At 60.5% G+C, this 23,860-nt stretch carries 17 protein-coding genes; 8 read left to right on the top strand and 9 right to left on the bottom strand.

The window, feature by feature from the left end:
* Positions 1-71 precede the first annotated feature (71 nt).
* The 9 genes from iolD to HA399_RS06575 all read right to left on the bottom strand — a co-directional run bounded on the left by iolD (position 72) and on the right by HA399_RS06575 (position 12,562).
* Positions 72-1,922: a 3D-(3,5/4)-trihydroxycyclohexane-1,2-dione acylhydrolase (decyclizing) gene (gene iolD, locus HA399_RS06615; protein ID WP_131431787.1), complete on the bottom strand. Its 1,851-nt coding sequence runs from the start codon at positions 1,920-1,922 to the stop codon at positions 72-74.
* A gap of 419 nt (positions 1,923-2,341) precedes the next feature.
* The gene (locus tag HA399_RS06610; protein ID WP_192837993.1) at positions 2,342-3,106 is read right to left on the bottom strand and encodes an SDR family NAD(P)-dependent oxidoreductase; all 765 of its coding nucleotides are present in this window, start codon (positions 3,104-3,106) and stop codon (positions 2,342-2,344) included.
* 62 nt (positions 3,107-3,168) lie between these two features.
* Entirely contained in the window at positions 3,169-3,951 is a 783-nt protein-coding gene (locus HA399_RS06605; RefSeq protein ID WP_404326525.1) for an HpcH/HpaI aldolase/citrate lyase family protein, read from the bottom strand.
* 72 nt (positions 3,952-4,023) lie between these two features.
* Positions 4,024-4,980 carry an SMP-30/gluconolactonase/LRE family protein gene (locus HA399_RS06600; protein ID WP_404326524.1) on the bottom strand — a complete coding sequence of 319 codons (957 nt, stop codon included), beginning with the start codon at positions 4,978-4,980 and terminating at the stop codon, positions 4,024-4,026.
* 120 nt (positions 4,981-5,100) lie between these two features.
* Positions 5,101-6,828 (bottom strand): L-arabinonate dehydratase, encoded by a 1,728-nt coding sequence (araD, locus tag HA399_RS06595; protein WP_107335098.1) that lies wholly within the window; start codon positions 6,826-6,828, stop codon positions 5,101-5,103.
* A gap of 130 nt (positions 6,829-6,958) precedes the next feature.
* Entirely contained in the window at positions 6,959-8,101 is a 1,143-nt protein-coding gene (locus HA399_RS06590) for a Gfo/Idh/MocA family protein (RefSeq protein WP_404326920.1), read from the bottom strand.
* Between the two features lie 381 nt (positions 8,102-8,482).
* Positions 8,483-9,514 (bottom strand): LacI family DNA-binding transcriptional regulator, encoded by a 1,032-nt coding sequence (locus HA399_RS06585; RefSeq protein WP_054555839.1) that lies wholly within the window; start codon positions 9,512-9,514, stop codon positions 8,483-8,485.
* 674 nt (positions 9,515-10,188) lie between these two features.
* On the bottom strand, positions 10,189-10,383 hold the full coding sequence (locus HA399_RS06580; protein ID WP_043334054.1) for a CsbD family protein: 195 nt from the start codon (positions 10,381-10,383) through the stop codon (positions 10,189-10,191).
* Between the two features lie 637 nt (positions 10,384-11,020).
* A complete protein-coding gene (locus tag HA399_RS06575) occupies positions 11,021-12,562 on the bottom strand; it encodes a carbohydrate porin (protein ID WP_404326522.1) in 1,542 nt (513 codons plus the stop codon).
* A 381-nt stretch (positions 12,563-12,943) separates the two neighbouring features.
* Between HA399_RS06575 and HA399_RS06570 the strand changes: the two genes are divergently transcribed.
* The 8 genes from HA399_RS06570 to HA399_RS06535 all read left to right on the top strand — a co-directional run bounded on the left by HA399_RS06570 (position 12,944) and on the right by HA399_RS06535 (position 23,779).
* Positions 12,944-14,212: an ABC transporter substrate-binding protein gene (locus HA399_RS06570; protein ID WP_404326521.1), complete on the top strand. Its 1,269-nt coding sequence runs from the start codon at positions 12,944-12,946 to the stop codon at positions 14,210-14,212.
* Positions 14,213-14,227: 15 nt separating this feature from the next.
* Positions 14,228-15,202 (top strand): carbohydrate ABC transporter permease, encoded by a 975-nt coding sequence (locus tag HA399_RS06565; RefSeq protein WP_043334056.1) that lies wholly within the window; start codon positions 14,228-14,230, stop codon positions 15,200-15,202.
* A complete protein-coding gene (locus tag HA399_RS06560; RefSeq protein WP_373456552.1) occupies positions 15,199-16,056 on the top strand; it encodes a carbohydrate ABC transporter permease in 858 nt (285 codons plus the stop codon). Before HA399_RS06565 ends, HA399_RS06560 begins: the two co-directional genes overlap by 4 nt.
* Positions 16,057-16,082: 26 nt before the next feature.
* On the top strand, positions 16,083-17,723 hold the full coding sequence (locus HA399_RS06555; RefSeq protein WP_404326918.1) for an alpha-glucosidase: 1,641 nt from the start codon (positions 16,083-16,085) through the stop codon (positions 17,721-17,723).
* Positions 17,724-17,768: 45 nt separating this feature from the next.
* Complete coding sequence (locus HA399_RS06550; RefSeq protein WP_248379032.1) at positions 17,769-18,875, top strand: ABC transporter ATP-binding protein; 1,107 nt, start codon at positions 17,769-17,771, stop codon at positions 18,873-18,875.
* Positions 18,876-19,026: 151 nt separating this feature from the next.
* On the top strand, positions 19,027-20,676 hold the full coding sequence (locus HA399_RS06545; protein WP_404326518.1) for an alpha-amylase family glycosyl hydrolase: 1,650 nt from the start codon (positions 19,027-19,029) through the stop codon (positions 20,674-20,676).
* 41 nt (positions 20,677-20,717) lie between these two features.
* A complete protein-coding gene (locus HA399_RS06540; RefSeq protein ID WP_404326516.1) occupies positions 20,718-22,382 on the top strand; it encodes an alpha-amylase family glycosyl hydrolase in 1,665 nt (554 codons plus the stop codon).
* Between the two features lie 125 nt (positions 22,383-22,507).
* Complete coding sequence (locus HA399_RS06535; RefSeq protein ID WP_404326916.1) at positions 22,508-23,779, top strand: ABC transporter substrate-binding protein; 1,272 nt, start codon at positions 22,508-22,510, stop codon at positions 23,777-23,779.
* Positions 23,780-23,860 lie beyond the last annotated feature (81 nt).

Genomic DNA, 23,860 nt, shown 5'->3' with positions numbered 1-23,860 from the left:
TGGTAATTGGCGTTGTCATTCCAAGCGTGTTCATGAGGCCCGTTGCGGTGTGCGCCAGGCCTCACGCAGAATCAGAGCCCGCGACGCTGATGGACACGGCCGGCATTCATGGCGGTGACCTGCGCTTCATCCACGTCCTCGCGGACGACTTCGGGTAGCCCCACATCCCACCAGCAGTCACAGGAAGACCACTTGCTGGAATCGATATCCACCACGATGACGTAGGTCCGCGGGCTCTCCTTGGCGCGCTGGTAGGCGGCCCGGAAATCACTGATGTCACTCAGGTGCTCACCATAGGCACCTTGCGACTGGGCATGCTTGAGGAAGTCGACGCGTACCAGCTCATCGGCCTGGCTGCGACAATCGGCCAGCATGTTGTTGAAGGACGGATTGCCACTGTTGTTCTGCAGCTTGTTGATGACCGCAAACCCGGCGTTGTCACACACCAGCACGATCATCTTGTGGCCCGTCAGCACCGAGCTGTAGATATCGGAATTCATCATCATGTAGGAGCCATCGCCGACCAGGACCACGACCTCGTTGTCGGGATTGGCGATCTTGGCGCCCCAGCCGCCCGCCACTTCATATCCCATGCAGGAGAAGCCGAACTCGATATCGAACTTGCCGAGCTGCTTGCTCTGCCAGTTCATGTTGAGCTCTGCCGGCAAGCCACCGGCGGCAGTCAGCACGGTATCGCCGGGTTCCTGCACCGCATTGACGCTGGCAATGACTTGGGCGTAGGACGCCATCTCGCCGGGCGTGATCTCGCCACGGTTGGCGCACAGGGATTTCCACTCGGCGACCTCAGCCTGGCCCTTTTCCAGCCAGCGCTGATCGGCTTGCCATTCACCCAACCCGGAATCAAGACGCTCCAGCGTGTGGCGAGCATCGCCGATGACCGCCATGGCGCGATGCTTGATGGCATCCATATGCGCCACGTTGACTGACACGATCTTCAGCGCTGGATTACGAAACACCGACCAGGATCCAGTGGTGAAGTCCTGCAGGCGTGTGCCAATGGCCACCAGCACATCACATTGTGCCGCCATGGCATTGGCGGAATTCGAGCCAGTCACACCAATCGGGCCGATATTGCAGGGGTGGGATTGCAGCAGCGAAGAACGGCCCGCAATCGTCTCGACCACCGGAATATTACGACGTTGTGCAAAGTCGGCCAGCAACTGATTGGCTTCGGAATAATGAACGCCACCGCCAGCGATGATCAGCGGCTTCTCCGCCTTTTCCAGCAGGGAAATGGCATCCTGTACAGCACGCGTATCGGCTTCCGGACGACGAATATGATGGATGCATTCTTCGAAGAGTGCCTCTGGATAGTCATAGGCAACGCCCTGAATATCCTGTGGCAATGAAATCATGACCGGCCCGCAATTGGCGGGATCCGTCAGCGTCGCGATCGCTGTCGGCAAGGACTGCATGATCTGTGCGGGATGAGTGATGCGATCCCAATAGCGAGTGACGGGCTTGAAGGCATCATTGACGCTCAGGCCTGGTTGATGGGCATGCTCGACCTGCTGCAGCACCGGGTCTGGCAGGCGCGAGACATGGGCATCGCCGGCGAACATCAGCAACGGAAGACGGTTGGTGTGCGCAATACCCGCAGCCGTGATCATGTTGGTGGCACCCGGCCCGATGGAGGTGCTGGCGATCCCGATGCGCTGGCGCTTGTTGGCCTTGGCGTAGGCAACTGCGGCAACCGCCATGGACTGCTCATTCTGGCCGCGCCAGATCGGGATCGTGTCCTGGATGTTGTGCAGCTGCTGCCCCAGACAGGTCACGTTACCGTGGCCAAAGATGGCGAACCCGCAACCGAACAAGGTCTCGACACTGCCATCGAGTTCAATCTTCTGCGCCGCCAGGTATCTGGCGATAGCTTCGGAGACGGTCAATTTTATCGTTTTCATTCCTCTCTCCCGACGAGCATATGGCGTTGTCTTATTGTGTGCATTCAAGTCGAAAAATCCGCACCTGAAGCTCAGTGATGATGACGTAGGAAAATGATGGTCAGCGCTGAATTCTTCGCCGTTTGAAAAGACACTAGCAGCGCTTGAAAACGTTTTCACCTTCATTTTCAAAAAAAGTGCTTTCCTTGGATCAAAGTTCAATAAGGATGTCTTGGCATGATTGAAGCAGCCTATAAAACTGTCGCTTCGATCACCCTTATCCTATTGATCATCCCAAGGAGCACTCGACACCACTCCGGCGAAAGCCGCCATCTCGTTGCCAATGGCGCTGGCACGAAAAGCGCTTCATGGGGAGTGATGCATGCAAAACGCAGCCTCCCAAAACGCTCTGCGAAAACGCCATGACCACTTCAGCATGGCTAGACGAGGCCACCATCCACGATATAGGTCTGGGCCGTCATCATGCGACTGTCATCCGCCGCCAGGAACAACACCATCCGAGCCACATCCTCGGGCTGTACCCGCTGGTGCAGGCTCTGATTTTCCAATACCTGCTTCTCCAGCTCGGGATTCCACCACAGCGCCTTCTGACGCTCGGTAATGATCCACCCCGGCAGCACGGTATTGACGCGAATCCCCGCATCTCCCATGTCACGCGACAAGGTGCGCGTCAGACCGATGGTGGCCGCCTTCGCGCTCGAATAGGCCGAGATGTCCCGCGAGCGACGCAGGAAGCTGGGCGAGCTGAAATTGATGATCGACCCGCCGCCCGCCGCCTGCATCCCGGCAAAGACTGCCTGACAGGCAAACACCACATGGCGAAGATTGGTGGCCTGAAGGTCATCCCATGTCTCGACATCCAGCTCCGTGAGCGGTACCCGGGTATCACGCGCGGCATTGTTGACCAGGGCCCCTATCGGCCCCCACTCATCTGCTGCAGCCTCGATGACCGTGCGCAGCTGCTGGATGTCAGTTACATCGCAATGTCGGTAATGCACCTCTCCTCCCTGATCGGTCAAACGCGCCGCCAGGGCCTCGCCAGAGGCATCATCGATATCGATGAAACTCACTCGCGCCTGCTGCTCACAGAAATGCTCTACCAAGGTCGCGCCGATGCCGCTGGCACCGCCACTGATGAAGACATGCCGGCCTTCCAGGCTGGGATAACGTGCGAACTGATTCATTTCGTCTCTCCTTTGATAGCGTATCGCTGGCTCAAGCGAACGACTGCCACGGCCAGGTACATTCAATAGCCTTCACAATGATTCGCGCTGCGCTCCATGTCCTTCAATACTGCCTGTGCCCCTGTCATCAACAGACGTGTATCGGCGCCGACCGTGACCAGATCACAGCCACGCGCCAACATCCGTCGCGCATGCGCGGCACTGCCGTTGTGAATACCGATGACGCTGCCGTACTGCCGAGCCCGTGCGACAATCTCGCCGATCAAGGTATCCATGGGGCCATCACCGTGATCAAACCCCGGTGTGTGTCCATGTGACAACGCCAGATCCGCAGGGCCGATATAGATGCCATCCAACCCCTCGACGGCCAGAATCTCTTCCAGGTTCGCCACGCCTTCGCGGGTCTCGATCATGCCCAGCACCAGCATCTCGTCATTGGCGTGCTTCGCATAATCCGCTCCGCCATACAGCATGGCGCGATGAGGGCCGAAGCTGCGCATCCCCAGCGGGGGATAACGACAGGCGGCCACCAGTGCCCTGGCGTCATCGGCTGTATTGATCAGGGGCGCGATCACGCCATAGGCCCCCGCATCCAGCACCTTCATGATCAACCCCGGCTCCAGGCTTGGCACTCGGACAAGCGGAACGGTGTCAGTGGTGGAGATGGCCGTCAGCATCGGCAGCAGATCGCTGTAATCGATCACCCCGTGCTGCATGTCGATGGTCAGGCTGTCCCAGCCCTGATGGGCCATGATCTCTGCCGAGAAGGCACACGGCATGGAGAGCCAGCCATTCACGACGCCCTCTTTTTGGGCAATGCGTTGCTTGAGGCGATTGAGGCGCATGGGGTCTCCCTCTGGAATTCATCAACGGTGGAGGTCACAAGGGACGGGGCACAAGAGCAGTCACAAGGACAGTCACGCGTGAGGTTCACGGGTCGTGTCCAGGGAGGGTGAGCGTTCTCCATTCAGCACGTCGGGTGATGCTGGAGAGCGAGAGGCAAAGGCGGCGATGGGGACACCCGGCACCTCGACCTCCAGCGCGAAGACACTGCCGGACAAGGGGGCTGCGGCCAGTGCCTCAGGGCTCATGCCCTTGCGCAAGGTGGTCACGAACAGCGTTGTCATATCGGCCCCGCCAAAGCACGGCATGGTCGGGCCGGGACATGGCAGGCGGACCTGGCGCGCCAGACGTCCCTGGGCATCCCAATAATTGAGGACTCCGCCAAAGACGCCTGCACTCCAGTAGCCTCCCGCCATATCCATCGCCCCACCGTCGGGGCGACCGTGCAGTGCAGGCTGGGTCTCGGCAAACACTCGAGGCGTTCCCATGACACCATTTTCCGGGCAGTAGTCCGCGACATGGATCGTGTCGCGCCGCGTATCCGCAAAATGCATGCGCCGTCCATCAGCACTCCAGGCCAGTCCATTGGCGACAATGAGGCCTGACTGCAGACAATGCGTCTCGCCCGCAGGCGTGACCGAGTAGAAATGCCCCAACGGCCGGGAGCGGCTCGCTTCATCCATGGTGCCGATCACGAATTGCCCATTCGGCGCGACCTTGCCGTCATTGAAGCGCGTGCCAGCCAACGGCTCACCGGGCGGGCAGGCCAGGAACTCCAGTGCACCCGACTCGAAATCGAGCAGATGGATGCCCGAGCGCATGGCAACGATCAAACGCCCATCGGCACAGCGCCCGAAAGCACCCAAGGTCTCTGGCAGCACGCAACGCTCTCGCTTGCCATCACTCAGGCAGTAGCGCTCGATCGCCGGGGCATAAAGGTCCGCCCATAACAGGCTGTTGCGACTGGCATCCCAGACCGGGGATTCACCCAATTCCGCCCGGCTCTCTATCAACAGTTCGATTTCCGCCATTTCCTGGACTCCCGTCGACGATGGCTATGGCACATGCGTGGATACCCCTGCGGGCTTACACCTTCTATCTCTCTGCCCCCGATACCCTCGACCTTATCTCCCTGCTTCAGGCAGCGGCGCTCAATAGATATCGGGCTCAGGGGTACTGCCAGGTGCACCATTGGCAAAGTCGAAGTCACAGCCTTCATCTGCCTGGGTGACATGCGATTTGTAGAGAGAGGCATAGCCATGAGGGTGCCGGTCCTTGGGCGGCTGCCAATCTGCCAGTCGACGTTGGATCTCCTCCTCATCGACCATCAGGTCCAGCCGCCGATTGGGGACATCCACGGCGATGATGTCGCCGGTCTTGACGATGGCCAACGGTCCGCCGACGGCGGCTTCAGGCGCCACATGCAGAATGCAGCTCCCGTAGCTGGTGCCACTCATGCGCGAGTCGGAGATACGCAGCATGTCGCGCACGCCCTGTTTCAGCAGCTTGGCCGGAATCGGCATCATGCCCCACTCCGGCATGCCGGGGCCGCCCACCGGTCCGCCATTCTTGAGCACGATGATGCTGTCAGCCGTGACCGGGAGGTCTTCATCATCGATACGCGCCTTGAGGTCGGCGATATTCTCGAACACATAGGCAGGCCCTTGATGGACATGCAGACGAGGGTCCGCCGCGGTCGGCTTGATGATGGCCCCCTTCGGCGCCAGGCTGCCGGTCAGTACGGCAGTCCCGCCCGAGGCATTGACCGGCGTGTCCAGCGGGAGAATGACTTCCGGGCGCCAGACCTTGGCGCCCTCGATGTTGTCGCCCAGGGTGCGGCCGGTCACGGTCATGGCGGAGAGCTTCAGCTCACTGCCGATGTTCGTCATCAGTGCCGGAAGCCCTCCGGCATAGAAGAAATCTTCCATCAGATATTCGCCGGAAGGCTTGAGGTTCAGCACCAGCGGCACACGACGCGATATCTCGTTGAAGCGCTCCATCGGCAGCGTGATTCCGAGACGACGTGCCATGGCCACGATGTGAATGATGGCGTTGGTCGAGCCACCGATCGCCATGTCGACGGCAATCGCGTTATCAAAGGAGGCCTCGCTCATGACATCGGTCGGCTTGAGATCTTCCCAGACCATTTCCACCGCTCGCTTGCCGCTGGCGTAGCACATACGGTTGTGATTGGCGTCCACCGCGGGGATGCTTGAGGCCCCCGGCAGGCTCATGCCCAGCGATTCACCGATCGACATCAGCGTTGCCGCCGTGCCCATGGTCATGCAAGTGCCCGGAGAGCGGGCAATCCCATTCTCGATCTCGTTCCAGTCACTCTGACTGACGTTGCCGATACGTCGCTCATCCCAGTACTTCCAGACATCCGTACCGCTCCCCAACACCTGACCACGGTAATTGCCGCGCAGCATGGCACCAGCGGGGACATAGATGGTCGGCAGATTCATGGAGATCGCGCCCATGAGCACGCCCGGCGTGGTCTTGTCACACCCGCCCATGACCACGGCGCCATCCACGGGGTAGCTGCGAAGCAATTCCTCGACTTCCATGGCCAGCATGTTGCGATACATCATGGCGCTGGGTTTCATCAATTGCTCACCCAGTGACATGGCAGGCAGTTCGACAGCAAAGCCCCCCGCTGCCGTGATACCACGCTTGATATCCTTGACCCGCTCAGGAAAGTGAGAATGGCAGGTATTGAGGTCGTTCCAGGTATTGATGATGGCGATCACCGGCTTGCCGACGAACTCCTCGCCCCAGTAACCCATCTGCTTGACGCGAGAGCGATGCCCGAAAGAGCGCAGATCATCCTGCTTGAACCAGCGATTACTGCGCAGATCGTCGACCCCTTTCCTGTTCATCCCGTACTCCTTACAACGTAATTGACCGAACAATGGCGTAGCAGAATCCGCACCGGCTGCCTCGAGGGCGGCCCGTCATTGCGTCATTCCTGAATGAAGTGGTGTTGGCTATCTCAATGGAACAGCCGAATCAGCGCGTCAATTGACTGTCCCGCCGAGAGGGCAGAGACACCCAATCGCCGTTGCGCCGACTGGAGTCGAGCGCGGTGGCGGCGAACTCGACACCACGCACACCACTGCGCAGGTCGGGATACCAGCAGGCCAATGGGTGCGGTTCAGTCCCCTGCTGGCAAGCAGTGATGTCCTCATGGAGGTCGCTATACAAGGAAGAAAAGGCTTCGCGATAACCTTCGGGGTGTCCAAAGGCCACACGAGAGATGCGCGTGGAGGCTTCATGAAGTCCCGCTGCCCCTTTGGAGAGCAGCACAGGAGCGCCATCAAGACGGCGGAACAGGAGCTGATTGGGGGTTTCCTGATGCCATTCGAGCCCCCCGAGACTGCCGAAGATCCGGAAGCTCAGGCCATGCTCGGCGCCGGCAGCCGCCTGGGTAATCCACATCAGGCCGCGGGCACCATTGTCATAGCGCAACATTACGTTGGCATTATCGTGCGCTTCGCGTCCGGCCACGCTGGCCGTGACATCGGCACTCAATTCACTGGTCTCAAGCCCGGAAACATACTCGAGCATATGAAAGGCGTGGGTCGCGATATCATTGAGTATCATCGACTCCCCCGCGATGGCGGGGTCCATATGCCAGTCGTGACCTGCCTTTTCCACATCTGTCAGGCAGGCCAGGTGCCCCTGAACGTAGTCACACTGCAGCTGACGGATTTCACCGAGCTCGCCATTCTCGATCATGGCGCGTGCCTGACGCACCATGGGATAACCGGTATAGCCATAGGCCATGCAGAAGCGCAGCCCTGCCCGCTCGGCAATCGCTTCAAGCTCGCGTGCCTGAGCCGGATCATTGACCAGCGGCTTTTCACAGACGACATGAAAGCCCAGCTCCAGAGCCAGCTTGGCCAGGACGAAGTGACTATCGTTGGGCGTGAGAATAGCGATCACCTCAGCACCATCTTCGCGGGCAGCTTCCTCGCGTAGCAGTGATTCACCATCGCCATAACCACGTGCGATGTTGAGTTGTTCCGCCTGCTGGCGAGCACGCTCGGGATTCGATGACAGCGCACCGGCGACGACACGATACCGTCCATCCATCTGCGCTGCCGCACGATGGACCTGACCGATGAAAGACTGAACGCCTCCCCCGATCATCCCCATGCGCAGCACTTTGGGGGCCAAAGTGCTCGACTGGTGTTCCGCTGTCTGCTGTGAGCTTGAACGGTGATCGAATGAGGGCGGTGTCTGCTGAGTCATTGGGCGTCTCGGCTTCAGGCGTGGATGGCGTTATTGTTCTATCGCGTACCACAGGGGCTTTTCCTTGGCTTTGGTACGCTGCATATCAAGCAGCCTAGCGCAGCCAAACCGGCTTTGAAAATGTTTTCAAAGCCATTTAGACCAAGGGACGAGAAAGAACGAAAATCCACCGATGTGCCAACGAATCGCCAGTATTCCAGGCGGACTACCAGGAGAGTGTTGCTCCGCCACCAGAGAAGATTTCACGAGAAAACTGTCAAGCGTTCTGCAGCGCGCGTGTCAGTTGACGTGACGAGTCGACCCGCGTTGCGTGATCTGACACGGCATGATGACCCGACTGGGGGCCATGCCACCTTGCTTGATGCGCGCGAACAACAACGACACCGTCTTGTTGACCATTTCCGTGAATGGCTGGCAGATCGTTGTCAGATCATAGGATTTGCTTGAGGCAAAGCGAATGTCATCCACCCCGACGATACCGATATCCTGTGGAATGCGGTGCGAGAACTCATGACGTATGGCGTCCATGCCGCCACATGCCATGATATCGTCAAAGTAGAAGATGCTATCAGGAATGACCTCCGCCTCTGCGAACAACTCACAGGTGGCTTCATAACCCGCATCGTAGCTGTGGCGATGCCCTTCCCCCACGCCATGCAAGGTCAGCCCACGCTGCTCCAGCCGCTCGATGAAGCCACGCTTTCTATCCAGCGTGGCCTGCTCCTTGGTCGACGCCCCCACATAAGCCAGCCGACGATAACCGAGATCAATGAGATGATCTGCTGCCATGCGCCCCATCTCGACATCGTCACAGGTCACCACACAGGCGCCGGAATCTTCTCCATCACGCCCGAATATGGCCACAGGCGTATTCTGCTTCGCACAGGCCTCGACCAACTCCGGCGGCACCGATGCAGAAGTGACGATCAAGGCATCGACATGATATTCCATCACCAACGAGACAGCCTCCGAGATGCTTTTCTCGGTATTCACGTTGATCAACAAGGTGTGGCAGTTATGCCGCTGAATCGCAGCAGAAAATTCGCTGAGAATCGCCAGGTAGACAGGGTTCTCGAAATTGGTCACGAGAATCCCGATCAGGCTGGATTGCGACTTGATGCCTCGTGCCAGACGATTCGGCTTGTACCCCATTCGCTCGGCTACCGCCAGGATCCGGCTACGCATCTCGGGGGAGCTGCTGCCTTCAGGATTCATTGCCCGAGAGACCGCCGCAATCGAGACGTTGGCCTCCTTGGCAACTTCAGTGATGGTGACACGCTTGGATGAGGATATGTCCTCGGACTTCTTCATGCTCACTCCCTAACGGGGCTCAATGCTCAACATCTCATCAAGGCATTCCACCCCACATTGGATAATCATTGGCCGACCATACCGCGGATCACGCAAGCATGCAGCAGGCGCATGATGAAGAATACAGCCATATCACGTTGGCTTTGACGTGTGCCACCAGGGAGTCAATAGCCGCCTTTCGATAACACGACCCTGGCGACTATCTCTGGCAGCACGACGGCTCAGGACCACAGTAGAACTGACGCAACAGCCGATGCATCGGTTGCTGGAGCCTCGTCGCGGTACCCCCAGACGATGCCCCTGGATACGACTCGGAGGTCGCCAATCACGAAGATGTCGCAAAGGGCTTTGACAGTAAATGTATTGCTATGCCCTCTATAGCCCCACCTGGCTAGGGACCAAGGAGAATATCAATGGCTTGACACGCCAGTACTTCTCCAAGGGGCAGCCTCCAAGAATGTCAGTAATACTGAGCTACGCAAGGTGCGTCGAGAAACGGAATGAACATTCCCGACAGCGCGCAGCTATCGAATAGCCATCCCAAGTATTCTCGAGAGAATATTCTAAAACCCTGTATGCCATGCGTGCTGCTCTTGTTGCTGGAGCTCAGACACAAAAAACCGATGCCTGCAAAGCGCAAGCATCGGCAACATGGAATATATATTAAAAAAGCTTCACGAATCGGACAGTTTATTCCATTCCTTTTCAGCGTCTTCTTTGTTCATGCCATAACGCTCTTGAACCTTCCCGACAAAGTGCTCCTTGCGACCCGCAATTTCGTCGACATCTTCATCTGTAAGCTCTCCCCAACCTTCGCGGACCTTACCTTTGAGTTGCTTCCACTTACCTTCGGCGATATCACTATTCATGGCAGTCTCCTAAATCAAATAGATAATGCGACAAATAAAAATTAACCAATGACCAGTCACATGCTGTGATTGAGCCTCATGGCAGGCTACGAATATAAGCTAGCACAGATATTAGGGCTCAACAACAGCCCTACCGCTTCATCTCATTGGTGGCGCGACCACTGACTTTACATGAAATATAGCGCGAGCCAGCCGACTCAATACAACATCACCGACAGAAAGTTCCCTTCATCTTTCCGTGGCATACCACCATTTCCCAGCCTTCAACAACCAATGTGACAACTGTCATTAAATGTATAGGGCAAAATGTTCAGCATAACCCATCAACAACTCTCTATAAGGTGACGGATGATCAATTTTTACAACGAATCTATCCTTTATTAGCCTCTCGCATGCCCATCAATTAATTATTACAGGAAAGGCACCATAGTTATCAAGCTGCACAATCAAGAGACAACGATACTGAAAATTCATGCCGACTTCCTAAGCAGCTCCTCCCAGCATTACGAAAAAAGATCTCCTCGTCAGTTTGCGGTCAGCGTCTCAACCATCCAGCGATGGCGTTACAAAAAACCCGCGGCTGACCGCGGGCAAGATCGAAGCACTGGCAGGCGATGATCAGCTTGGCATCCTGCTCCTAGAACCATACCTCGCTCTGGACACCGAAGGCCCATTCGCCTCCCGTGAAGCCTGCACTCCCGAGGGCATCATCTTCGGAGTAATCATTGAGCTCCTCATCCCAGTCACTCCAGGACGCGAACAGGCGAATTTCCGGACGCTTCCAGAAGCCACCGACCTCAGGCTTGAAGGTCGGTGCAATGGTGAACTTGCGATACCCGCCTTCCACGGCAGTGCCTGTCGAGCCGGGGTCCAGGTCCATCCATTGATAGCTCAGCTCGTACTGCATCTCGAAATTCGTCGTCAGCTCATTGGCCAGACGCGCATTGAAGGTCGCCCAGGCATATTCATCTCCGTCGTCGTAGCGATCTTTGCTCACCTCTGCCAGAACGGCTGGCGCGAAGCGCCACTTGGGTGCGAGATAGGTCGTGCCGTAAAGCCCCAGACGAGTAGAAGTGGCATCATCCGTCAGGTTCCCGTCAGCCCCGATGACCTTGGTCTCCGCACCGAGCCCGCGGCCATGCAGCACGGCGGCCTTGAAGCTGCCATCGGCAAGGCCAAAGAAGCTGTCGCCATGGTAGGCCAGCATGGTGTGGAAGCCGGAATCGGCCGCTTCGGCCCCCGTGTCCATGGCGCGCTCTTCATTGTCTGCCGCCGACAGGGCACTGACCATCCACTGCCAGTGGCCGACATAGTTGTTCATGGTGAACGTCAGGTTGTCGGTATTACCGCCAGTATCGGAGTCCTCTGTCGGGTATTCACTGTAACTGCGCCCGTAGACCGAGAAGTTGGCTTTCCAGTCATCGGCAAGCTGGACGTCGTAGATACCTGCGCCAGTCCCGGCGAGGAAGATGAAATCGCTGTCTAGCCAGTGGATATCGAAGTTGTCCCGATCGAAGCGCTTGCCCGCCCAGATGGAGGAATTCTCGAAGGCGCCGGTAAAGCTCGGCAGATCGCTCAACTCCACGAAGACCTGTCGTACGTTCAGACTGGACTCGTCCGAGGTCCAGTCGTTACTGGTCTCTACTCCGTCGGCAATCATGGTGCGGTAAAGCGCCTTCGTCCCGTTGTCGTAGCGGGTCTTGTAGTTGAATACCGACTCGACGTAGGTGTCGGGCTCGTTCCCCAGCCGCCCGACCGCCCCGCCCACCGAGCCCGCCGGCGTGAGGTAGGGGCCGCCTTCGATGCTCTTGCCTCCTTCGCCGATCAATAGTCCGGATCGGGCATAGGCGTTGAAGGAGAAACCTTCTTCCCCACTGGCCTGGCGCTCGACGGCCGCCAGACGCTCTTCGAGGTCCTCGGTCTGCGCGGTCACGCGCGCGGGTTGATCAGCCTCATTCGACTGGCGCTGAACGGCCATCGCGCGCTCTGCCTCGGCGGCGCGACGCTCAGCCGCTCTGGCCCGTTGTTCGGCGTCATCGATACGCTGTTCCAGCTCTGCGAGCCGCGCCTCGATGTCGCCTGTCCCGTCGGCATTGGCGAGTCCGCTGGTGCTCATGACCGCTATGGCAACGGCCATGACGAGTGGGGTCTTGAGCGGGTGCTGAGGGGGAGTTGTCATGTTGAAGAGAGCCTTTGTTGTTGTTGACGAATCACTCGCTTGGCGATGATCAGCGAAGTGGCGCCCGAATCATTGGCGTTGGCGTTGGAGGGGTGGCCACATTCACTTAATCGTTTAAGACCCTAGTGGCAATCCGGCGCTCCAGACACACGACTTATGTCGAAATTCGACCAAAGGGGAGCGATAACCGCGTAAAACTCCCATTTCTGGCGACATATCGGTGACAGCAAGACCAAAGTTCAGGTTGCGGATATCGACGCCAATCGCTTGACTGTGACTACGCCTTAATCGATTAAGAAACCACCATCAAACGACGTTGTGACTCTCCCCCACCCAGACGTCCGATGCGGGTCAAACAACAACAAGTGACGAGGATCCACCATGCAACGCAAGACGCTAATCGCCTCAAGCTTCGCCCTGCTGGGAGCAGCCACCACCGCCCCTGCCATGGGCGCGGACCTGACCATCTCCTGCGGTGCGGTCGGAGCCGAACTGGAACTCTGTGAACAGGGCGTCGCTGCCTGGGAAGACAAGACCGGCCATGAGGTCGATATCGTCTCCACGCCCAATTCCTCGACGGAACGCCTCTCGCTCTATCAGCAGATTCTGTCAGCGCAGTCCGGTGACATCGACGTCTTGCAGATCGATGTGGTCTGGCCGGGCCTGCTCGGCAATCACCTGCTTGATCTGCACCAGACGCTCGGCGAAGAGGCAGCGCAGGGCCACTTCAAGACCATCATCGACAACAACACGGTCGATGGCCGCCTGGTGGCCATGCCCTGGTTCACGGATGCCGGGGTGCTCTACTACCGCAAGGACCTGCTGGAGAAGTACGGGTTCGCACCTCCCGAGACATGGCAGGAGCTGACAGAGACTGCCACGCAGATCCAGGCCAAGGAACGCGAGGCCGGCAGCGAGAAGATGTGGGGTTACGTCTTCCAGGGGCGTGCCTATGAGGGCCTGACCTGCAACGCGCTGGAATGGGTCGCCAGCAACGACGGTGGCGCCATTGTCGATGCCGATGGCGAGATCACCGTCGACAACCCCAATACGGCCTCCGCTCTCGACCTGGCCGCCAGCTGGATCGGCGAGATCACCCCGCAGGGGGCGCTCAATTATTCCGAGGAAGAAGCCCGCGGCATCTTCCAGTCCGGCAACGCCGTCTTCATGCGCAACTGGCCCTACGCCTGGTCGCTGACCCAGAGCGATGACAGCAAGGTGGCTGGCAAGGTCGGGGTGGTCAAGCTGCCTCACGGCGCCGGGGGAGAAAGCGCAGCGGCGCTGGGCGGCTGGAACCTGGCGGTCTCGAAGTACAGCGAGAACCCCGAGCTCGCCTCACAGCTGGTGGCTTTCCTCACCGGTGAGTCCGAGCAGAAACGCCGGGCCATCCAGGCCGCCTACAACCCGACCCTCACGGCGCTGTATCAGGATGAAGAGGTGCTCACCGCCGTGCCCTTCTTCGGCACGCTCTACGACACCTTCACCAATGCCGTGGCACGTCCGTCTGCCGTCACCGGTGACAACTACGGCCAGGTCAGCAACGCCTTCTTCAATGCGACCCACAGTGTGCTGAGCGGCGAGCAGAGCGGCGCCCAGGCCGTGGCTCAGCTGAAGGGCGAGCTGGCTCGCATCAAACGTCGTCGCTGGTAACCCGGGAGGTTTCGCATGACAACCACGCTCAATGAGTCAGTGCCGACGGACACGCCCTCGGCCCGGACCCGCAAACGCGGCACCAAGGTCAGACGCCAGCGGGTACGTGCGGCCTGGACCTATCTCGCGCCGATGCTGGTCGCGCTGGCCCTGGTGGCCGGCTGGCCACTGCTGAGAACCTTCTACCTCAGCCTGACCGATGCCTCGCTCTCGGACACGACCGGCGCCGCCTTCATCGGCTTTGAAAACTATCTCGTGAAGGACGACGGCGTCTGGTACGGCCTGCTGGCTGACCCGGTGTGGTGGAATTCCGTCTGGAACACCGTCTATTTCAGCGTCATCTCGGTGTCGCTGGAAGTCGTCTTCGGCATCATCGTGGCCCTGCTGCTCAACGCCGAATTCAAGGGGCGCATGCTGGTCCGCGCCGCAGTGCTCATCCCCTGGGCCATCCCGACCATCGTCTCCGCCAAGATGTGGGCCTGGATGCTCAATGACCAGTTCGGGATCATCAACCACCTGTTGATGGGGCTGGGGCTGATCGATGCGCCACTGGCCTGGACGGCGGATGCCGATCTTTCGATGTGGGCCGTGATCATGGTCGATGTGTGGAAGACCATCCCGTTCGTGGCACTGCTGGTACTCGCCGCGCTGCAGATGCTGCCCAAGGATTGCTATGAAGCCGCCGAGGTCGATGGTATCCACCCGGTGAAGGTGTTCTTCCGTGTCACCCTGCCATTGATCACCCCGGCCCTGCTGGTCGCCGTGATCTTCCGCCTTCTCGATGCACTGCGCGTCTTCGACGTCATCTATGTGCTGACCTCCAACTCGTCCAGCACCATGACCATGTCGATCTACGCCCGCCAGCAACTGGTGGAGTTTCAGGACGTGGGCTACGGCAGTGCCGCCTCCACGATGCTGTTCCTGATCATCGCGCTGGCCGTCGTGGTCTACCTCTACCTTGGCCGCCGCCAACTGGGAGTGGATAAATGAATCAGCCTCCGATGAATCGCTACCAGATGACCCGACTCGCCAAGCTGGTCGGCAAATGGGCCTTGATCGCCATCATCATCGTCTACGCCGTGTTCCCCTTCTATTACGCGGTCATCACCTCGCTGAAACCGTCCAGTGAGCTGTTCGAGGTCAACTACTGGCTGACCTCACTGGACTTCAGCAACTACGCCCAGATCTTTGCGCAGAAGAGTTTCCTGCAGGCGATTGGCAACTCGATCCTGATCGCCTTGAGCGTCGTGTTGATCGCGCTGCTGCTGGGTATCACCGCCTCCTATGCACTGGGACGCGTGCGCTTTCGCGGCCGCTCCACCGTGATGCTGATCATCCTCGGGGTCTCGATGTTCCCTCAGGTCGCGGTGCTGTCAGGGCTGTTCGAGGTGATTCGCAGCCTGAATCTCTACAACAACCCTGGTGGCCTGATTCTCAGTTACACCATCTTCACGCTGCCCTTCACTGTCTGGGTGCTGACGACCTTCATGCGTCAGCTGCCCATGGAACTGGAAGAGGCCGCGATCATGGACGGCGCCACGCCGTGGGAGACCATCACCAAGGTCTTCCTGCCCCTGATGTGGCCGGCCATGGCCACTACCGGGTTGCTCGCCTTCATCGCGGCCTGGAACGAGTTCCTGTTCGCCTTGACCTTCACGCTGACCGACAGCGAACGCACCGTGCCGGTCGCCATCGCCCTGATCTCCGGCGGCAGCCAGCATGAGCTCCCCTGGGGCCCCATCATGGCCGCCTCCGTCACCGTCACCATACCGCTGGTCATCCTGGTGATGATCTTCCAGCGCCGCATCGTATCCGGCCTGACCGCCGGCGCCGTCAAAGGATAATCTTCATGTCATTGCTCGAAGCCCAAATGCAGACCTCCTCCAGCTGGTGGCGCGGTGGCGTCATCTACCAGATCTACCCGCGCAGCTTCCTGGACAGCAACGGCGACGGGATCGGGGATCTGCCGGGCATCACCGCCAGACTCGATTACGTGGCCTCCCTGGGCGTGGATGGCATCTGGCTGTCGCCCTTCTTCACCTCTCCGATGCTCGACTTCGGGTATGACATCAGCGATTACCGTGATGTCGACCCGATGTTCGGCACCCTGGAGGACTTCAAGGTGCTGCTGGAGCGCGCTCACTCGCTCAATCTCAAGGTCATGATCGACCAGGTGATCAGTCACACCTCCGATCAGCATCCCTGGTTCCAGCAAAGCCGTCAGGACCGTACGAATGACAAGGCCGACTGGTTCGTGTGGGCAGACCCCAAGCCCGACGGCACGCCGCCCAACAACTGGCTGTCGATCTTCGGCGGCTCGGCCTGGACCTTCGATTCACGCCGCCAGCAGTATTACCTGCATAACTTCCTGACCAGCCAGCCCGACGTGAACTTCCACCACCCGCAAGCCCGGCAGGCACAGCTCGACAACATGCGCTTTTGGCTGGAGCTGGGCGTCGATGGCTTCCGCCTGGATACCGTCAACTTCTACTTCCATGATCAGGCCCTGCGCGACAATCCGCCGGTACCGGCGGGCGAGGCCAAGACACTGGGCGCGCCGGATTCCAACCCCTATACCTGGCAGCGACACGTCTATGACCTGAGCCGTCCGGAAAACCTCGACTTCCTGAAAGACCTGCGCGCCCTGATGGATGAATACCCGGGCACCACCACAGTGGGCGAAATTGGTGATGATAAGCCGCTGGAGCGCATGGCGGAGTACACCGCCGGGGGCGACAAGCTGCACATGGCCTACGGGTTTGATTTGCTCAATGCCCCGCACTCCGCAGGCTATCTGCGAGAAGTCATCGAGCGCTTCCAGCGCCTGGCCGGTGATGCCTGGCCATGCTGGGCCCTGTCGAACCACGACGTCGTGCGTAGCGCCACACGCTGGGGTGCCGACGAAGACCCGGTGGCCTATCCCAAGGTCGCCCTGGCCATGGTGTTGTCACTGCGCGGCAGCGTCTGCCTCTACCAGGGTGAGGAGCTGGGCCTGCCGGAAGCCGAGGTGCCCTTCGAGCGCATTCAGGACCCCTACGGCAAGGTGCTGTGGCCGGAATTCAAGGGCCGCGACGGTTGCCGGACTCCCATGCCCTGGCGTCAGACGGCCCGGGGGGACTTCTCGAATGTCGAGCCCTGGCTGCCGGTCGATGAACGCCACCTGCCGCTGGCCGTGGCCAATCAGGAAGACGACACCAACTCGGTATTGCATGCCACACGCACCCTGCTGAATTTCCGCCGCCAACACCCAGTCCTGCGCGAGGGGAACATTGAACTGGTGGACGTGGGTGACGAGCTGCTGGGCTTTCAGCGCGAGCACGATGGCCAGCGCATGCTGTGTCTCTTCAACCTGACCGGCAGCGAACGGACCACCGCACTGCCGCAAGCCTACGCAAGCGACGCGCGCCTTCTCGAGGGCACGGGTTTCACTGCCGAACTGGATGAGGCTCAGTCCCAGGCAGCGCACCTGGTACTGCCGGCCTATCAGGCTGCCTTCCTGGCACTCGACTAACCTTCTTTCGAATGCCGGTGCCGAGCACCGGCTGGGAGTCGCAAGATGACAAGCGTAACCCTCTCCAAGATCAACAAGACCTTCGGCAGCACGCACATCATCAAGGATCTGGACCTGAAGATCGGCAGCGGAGAATTCGTGGTCTTCGTCGGGCCGTCAGGCTGTGGCAAGTCGACCTTGCTGCGCCTGATCGCCGGGCTGGAATCGATCACCGAGGGTGAGATGCATATCGCCGGCGATCTGGTCAATGACCTCCCCCCGCGTGAGCGCGGCGTGGGCATGGTCTTCCAGTCCTATGCGCTCTACCCGCACATGACGGTGTACGAGAACATGGCCTTCGGCCTCAAGCTTGCCAAGGCCGACAAGGACAACGTCGAACAGCGCGTGATGGAAACGGCGCGCATCCTCCAGCTTGAGGAGTTGCTGAATCGCAAGCCCAAGGAGCTTTCCGGTGGCCAGCGCCAGCGCGTCGCCATGGGGCGCGCCATGGCGCGTGAGCCCAAGATCCTGTTGTTCGACGAGCCGCTCTCCAATCTGGATGCCTCGCTGCGCGTCCAGATGCGCAACGAGATCGCCCGCCTGCACCATCGCCTGGGCTCCACCATGGTCTACGTCACCCACGACCAGGTCGAAGCCATGACGCTGGCCGACAAGATCGTGGTACTGCGTGATGGGCGTATCGAGCAGGTCGGCAGCCCCCAGACGCTCTATCAGGCGCCGGCGACCCGCTTCGTGGCCGGCTTCATCGGCTCCCCGACCATGAACTTCCTGCCGGCAGAGCTGCTGCGAAGCGAGGGCAATGGTTGTCGCATCACGACGCCCGGGATCGGCGAACTGGATCTGCCTCGCGATGCCGGCGACGAACGCACCGGCAGCCGCCTGACGCTGGGGATTCGCCCCGAACACCTCTGCCTGGAAGAGGCCCGTGGCGACAACGCCTTCGAGATCGTCAACGTCGAGTACCTGGGCAACGAAGTCTATGTCTATCTGGATCCGAAAGACGGCGACAGCCTGCTGATCCACCGCAGTGAAGCCCCAAGTCAGTGGAAGATCGGCCAACGCGTCGCGCTGGTGCCGGACCTGGAGCACGTGCATCTCTTCGACAGCCAGGATCGCGCGCTGAGCCTGACCCAGCAACGCCAGGCAGCCTGACGTTCAGGGCCTGTTCTGCAGGGCTTTTCCTCGAGGACCTGGCAGCCAGGACTGAGTATCCAGCGCCTGCTCACGGCGCCTCAGGCCAACCGCTTCATTCTCCGCAAGGACCGCACGGGCGGGAGCCATGGCTCCCGCCCAGGAGACTCGCATGTCCACGATTCGAGACACCCAGGTGTCAGCCCACGATTGGTGGCGCGGCGCCGTCATCTATCAGATCTACCCGCGCAGCTTTCAGGACAGCAATGGCGATGGCATCGGTGATCTGCCGGGCATCCTCGAGCGCCTGGATTACATCGCCTCGCTGAATGTCGATGCGATCTGGCTATCCCCCTTCTTTACCTCGCCCATGAAGGACTTCGGCTATGACATCAGCGACTATCGCGATGTCGACCCGATGTTCGGCACCCTGGAGGACTTCGACCGTCTGGTCGAGGCAGCGCATGCGCGCGGCCTGAAAGTCATCATCGATCAGGTGCTATCACACACCTCCGACGCCCACCCGTGGTTCGAGGAAAGCCGCCAGAGCCGCGATAACCCGCGCGCCGACTGGTATGTCTGGGCAGACCCCAGACCCGATGGCGCACCGCCCACCAACTGGCAATCGATCTTCGGGGGCTCCGCGTGGCAATGGGACACTCGCCGCTGCCAGTACTACCTGCACAACTTCCTGATCGAGCAGCCGGACCTCAACTTCCATCATCCCGAGGTCGTGACGGCCATTCTTGAAGAAGTGCGATTCTGGCTGGAGCGGGGGGTGGATGGTTTCCGCCTGGATGCCATCAACTTCTGCACACATGGTGAGCTAAAGGATAACCCGCCGCGGCGTGAGATCGCTGAGGGCTTCATTGGCGTGCGCCCAGACAACCCCTACGGCTATCAACAACATCTTCACGACAAGACCCAACCCGAGAACCTCGCCGTTCTCGAACGGCTGCGGAGTCTGCTCGATGAATACCCCGGCACCACCAGCGTTGGCGAGGTCGGCGACGATGACTCCTTGCGCGTCATGGCCGAGTACACCCGGGGCGACCAGCGGCTGCACATGGCCTATTCCTTCGATCTGCTGACCGAGAACTCCTCACCCGACCACCTCCTGGCGACCCTGCAGACGATGGAAGCACAGATCGGGGACGGCTGGCCGTGCTGGGCGCTGGGAAACCACGATGTCACACGTCTGGCAACGCGCTGGGACGCCGAAGCCTCGCCGGCGCGCCTGCGCCTCTATCTCGCCTTCCTGCTGACCCAGCGCGGCAGCGTCTGCCTGTATCAGGGCGAAGAACTGGGGCTGAGTGAAGCCCAGCTACGCCATGACCAGCTGGTGGACCCCGCCGGCATCACCTTCTGGCCACGCTACAAGGGACGCGACGGCTGCCGGACGCCCATGCCGTGGCAGGCCGGTGAGTCACATGCGGGCTTCTCTCGCGTGTCTCCCTGGTTGCCGGTTCCCGACTTCCACCATGCCTTGGCCGTCGACCATCAGGAACACGATCCGGCATCGCTGTTGAATGCCAGCCGGGAGCTGCTCGCCTTCCGCCGCCGTCACCCCGCCCTCAGCCGAGGGGAGATCCACTTCCACTCGCTGCATGAGGAGGTCATCTGCTTCACGCGTCACTCAGGCGGCGAGTCGTTGCTGATCGCGCTCAACTTCTCTGCCCAGGCCCTGACTCTAAAGACCGCCTGGCGAGCGGAAGCCCTCGAGGATGCCCCCGGCATGATCAATGGTCACTGGCAGGCAGGTCGCCTGACGCTGCCGCCCCACGGCGTTGCCATCGCGCGCTGTGTTGGCGAGGCGCACTGAATCTCCCGCTTGCCGATCACGCGACTCACAAGGAGGTCATGATGACCCTGTCTCAACTCGATCCTCACGCACGCCTCGACTGGTGGCGTGGTGCCACGATCTATCAGATCTACCCCCGCAGTTTCATGGATGCCAACGGCGACGGCATCGGCGACCTGGCCGGCATCATCGAGCGCCTGCCCCATGTGGCCAGTCTCGGCGTGGATGCCATCTGGCTATCCCCTTTCTTCACCTCGCCGATGAAGGATTTCGGCTATGACGTCGCGGACTATCGGGATGTCGACCCGATGTTCGGCCACCTGGAGGATTTCAAGCACCTGGTCTCGCAAGCCCACCAGCTGGGGTTGCGCGTGATCATCGACCAGGTGCTGTCTCACAGCTCCGATCAACACGTCTGGTTCCAGCAAAGCCGTCAGGACCGCCACAACGCCAAGGCCGACTGGTATGTCTGGGCCGACCCGCTTCCGGATGGCAACCCGCCCAACAACTGGATGGCGGCCTTCAGTGGTCGCGCCTGGACCTTCGATGCCAAGCGCCGCCAGTACTATCTGCACAACTTCCTGGCCAGTCAGCCGGACCTGAATTTCCATCATCCCGAGGTGCGCCAGGCGCAGCTGGACAACCTGCGCTTCTGGCTGGATCTGGGGGTGGACGGCTTCCGCTTCGACGTCGTCAATTACTACTTCCATGACCGCGCCTTGACCGACAACCCGGCGATGCCACGCGAAGGCGTCAACCCGGGCAACCCGCAGAGCTATCAGCGAATGCAGCACAATATCGAGCAACCGGAGAATCTGGCGTATCTGGAGCGCATCCGCGACCTGCTCGATGAGTACCCGGGCACCACCAGTGTCGGCGAGATCGCCGGCAATGACCCTCTCCCGACCATGGCTGCCTATACCGCCGGCCAACGCCGCCTGCACATGGCCTACACCTTTGACCTGCTCAACAGTGATGGCGATGCCCGCGCGCTTTACGACGTGCTGACGCGCTTTGCCGAGCAAGGCGAAGACACCTGGCCTTGCTGGGCCCTGTCCAATCATGACGTGGAACGCAGTGCGACCAGCTGGGGAGAATCGCGCGCCCTGCTCGCCCTGACGGTGTTGTGTTCGCTGCGTGGCAGCCTGTGCCTCTATCAGGGAGAAGAACTGGGGCTTCCCGAAGCGGAGCTGGCCTTCGAGGACCTGCAGGACCCCTTCGGCATCAACCTGTGGCCCGAGATCAAGGGCCGCGATGGCTGTCGCACGCCGATGGTCTGGGATGACAGCCTGAACGGTGGGTTCAGCCGCTGCGCGACGAAGTCCGGCGTTGAGGGCACGCCCTGGTTACCGGTCTCCCCACGGCAGTTGCCATTGTCGGTGGCGCAGCAGGAAAACCGTGATGACAGCTTCCTGTCGCGAGCGCGTCGCCTGCTGCGCTATCGCGCCACCAGCCAGGTGCTGCGCGAGGGTGATCAGACCCTAATTGCCCCCGAGCGGCTCCCGGACGACGTCTTCGCCAGCGTGCGCCAGCATGGAGCGCAACGCCTGCTGTGTCTGGCACACCTCGGGACAGGCGACACGCCGAGCGTGATCGCTCCGAGTCAACTCGCGCCAGACATCACCACCTGGACCACCCTCGAGATCGCCGGTGTCACGGCGACACACGCCTCTCACCACCCCCTGTCGCTGATGCCAGGCAGCGCCATGTGGCTCGCCCTCAACTGACGCCTGGCAGATTCGATGCTTCACGGGATGCTCGGTGGATGACGGTCATCCCGGACGCCGCAACAACAATCACAATGATGGAGTCGCACGCCATGCCTTCTGTTATCAGCAACCCACGCCAACGGATGCTCACGACCCTCAAGGGTAGCGCCGGTGCCCTGCTGTTGAGCGGGGCCTCATTGACGGCACCCCTCGCACTGGCCACCGAGGTCACGATTGCCTGTGGCCCTGGCGGAGATTCCGACATGTGCCCGGAGCTCACCCAGCAATGGGCCGAGCAGTCCGGCAATCGTGTCAATGTGATCTCCACTCCCAACGACACCACCGAGAAGCTCTCGCTGTATCAGCAGCTGCTGAGCAGCGGTTCCAGTGATATCGACGTGCTGATCGTCGACATGGCGTGGCCAGGGCTGCTCGACGATCACCTGGTCGATCTTTCCCGTTACCTGCCCGACGATGCCACCGAGGGCTTCTTCCCCGCGCTGGTCGACAACGGCACCGTAGCGGGACGTCTGGTGGCCATGCCCTGGTACACCGACGCAGGCGTGCTCTATTACCGCAAGGACCTGCTGGAAAAATACGACCAGCAGGTGCCGGAGACCTGGCAGCAACTCACCGAGACGGCGCGCACGATCCAGGCGGCGGAACGTGACGCCGGCAATGCCGATTTCTGGGGATACAGCTTCCAGGGGCGAGCCTACGAGGGGCTGACCTGCAACGCACTGGAGTGGGTCGCAAGCCAGGGCGGCGGCACCCTGGTGGATGATGCCGGTGAGGTCACCATCGACAACTCGCGCGCCGCCGAGGCACTCGACCTCGCCGCCTCCTGGATCGGCAGCATCGCTCCGGAAGGCGCGCTGAATCATACCGAGGAGGAGTCACGTGGGCTGTTCCAGTCGGGCAATGCGCTGTTCCTGCGCAACTGGCCCTATGTCTGGAAGCTCAGCCAGGCCGAGGGCAGCCCGGTGGCAGGCAAGGTCGGCATGGCGCCCCTCCCGCATGGCCCGCAGGGCGAGTCACGCGCAACCCTGGGCGGTTGGAATCTTGCGGTATCACGCTACTCGGAGCACCCACAGGCCGCAGCGGAGCTGGTCGCCTACATCACCGCCGCTCCGCAGCAGAAGGCCCACGCCATGAAGATGGGGCGCAACCCCACCATCGAACACCTCTATCAGGATGACGAGGTGCTGGCGAGCAACCCCTCGATGGGCGAGCTCTATGAAGCGCTCAGAACCGGCGTCGCGCGCCCGGCCTCGGTGACGGGCGATGCCTACGCTCGCGTCTCCAATGCCTTCTTCAACCGCACCCATCAGGTGCTGTCGGGCGAGGAGACCGGTGCTCAGGCGGTGGAAGCGCTCGGGAGAGAACTCACCCGCATCGGACGCCGCGGCTGGTAACGCCAACGGCCTCACCCCGCCAGGCCTTGCGCCTGCAGACTGATGACGCCCGGAAGGTCTCGCGCAGAGACGCGGGGCCTT

It is taken from the genome of Cobetia sp. UIB-001 (assembly GCF_044789135.1).
GTDB lineage: Bacteria > Pseudomonadota > Gammaproteobacteria > Pseudomonadales > Halomonadaceae > Cobetia > Cobetia amphilecti.
This window is presented reverse-complemented; position numbering and strand designations above follow the sequence as displayed.

Excerpts from the sequence above, each read along its gene's own strand:
- HA399_RS06570 (WP_404326521.1), top strand. The coding sequence starts at position 12,944 with ATGCAACGCAAGACGCTAATCGCCTCAAGCTTCGCCCTGCTGGGAGCA.
- HA399_RS06600 (WP_404326524.1), bottom strand. The coding sequence starts at position 4,980 with ATGGCGGAAATCGAACTGTTGATAGAGAGCCGGGCGGAATTGGGTGAA.
- HA399_RS06585 (WP_054555839.1), bottom strand. The coding sequence starts at position 9,514 with ATGAAGAAGTCCGAGGACATATCCTCATCCAAGCGTGTCACCATCACT.
- HA399_RS06580 (WP_043334054.1), bottom strand. The coding sequence starts at position 10,383 with ATGAATAGTGATATCGCCGAAGGTAAGTGGAAGCAACTCAAAGGTAAG.
- HA399_RS06540 (WP_404326516.1), top strand. The coding sequence starts at position 20,718 with ATGACCCTGTCTCAACTCGATCCTCACGCACGCCTCGACTGGTGGCGT.
- HA399_RS06590 (WP_404326920.1), bottom strand. The coding sequence starts at position 8,101 with ATGATCGGGGGAGGCGTTCAGTCTTTCATCGGTCAGGTCCATCGTGCG.
- HA399_RS06560 (WP_373456552.1), top strand. The coding sequence starts at position 15,199 with ATGAATCAGCCTCCGATGAATCGCTACCAGATGACCCGACTCGCCAAG.
- HA399_RS06610 (WP_192837993.1), bottom strand. The coding sequence starts at position 3,106 with ATGAATCAGTTCGCACGTTATCCCAGCCTGGAAGGCCGGCATGTCTTC.
- HA399_RS06575 (WP_404326522.1), bottom strand. The coding sequence starts at position 12,562 with ATGACAACTCCCCCTCAGCACCCGCTCAAGACCCCACTCGTCATGGCC.
- HA399_RS06550 (WP_248379032.1), top strand. The coding sequence starts at position 17,769 with ATGACAAGCGTAACCCTCTCCAAGATCAACAAGACCTTCGGCAGCACG.
- HA399_RS06545 (WP_404326518.1), top strand. The coding sequence starts at position 19,027 with ATGTCCACGATTCGAGACACCCAGGTGTCAGCCCACGATTGGTGGCGC.
- iolD (WP_131431787.1), bottom strand. The coding sequence starts at position 1,922 with ATGAAAACGATAAAATTGACCGTCTCCGAAGCTATCGCCAGATACCTG.
- HA399_RS06555 (WP_404326918.1), top strand. The coding sequence starts at position 16,083 with ATGCAGACCTCCTCCAGCTGGTGGCGCGGTGGCGTCATCTACCAGATC.
- HA399_RS06565 (WP_043334056.1), top strand. The coding sequence starts at position 14,228 with ATGACAACCACGCTCAATGAGTCAGTGCCGACGGACACGCCCTCGGCC.
- araD (WP_107335098.1), bottom strand. The coding sequence starts at position 6,828 with ATGAACAGGAAAGGGGTCGACGATCTGCGCAGTAATCGCTGGTTCAAG.
- HA399_RS06535 (WP_404326916.1), top strand. The coding sequence starts at position 22,508 with ATGCTCACGACCCTCAAGGGTAGCGCCGGTGCCCTGCTGTTGAGCGGG.
- HA399_RS06605 (WP_404326525.1), bottom strand. The coding sequence starts at position 3,951 with ATGCGCCTCAATCGCCTCAAGCAACGCATTGCCCAAAAAGAGGGCGTC.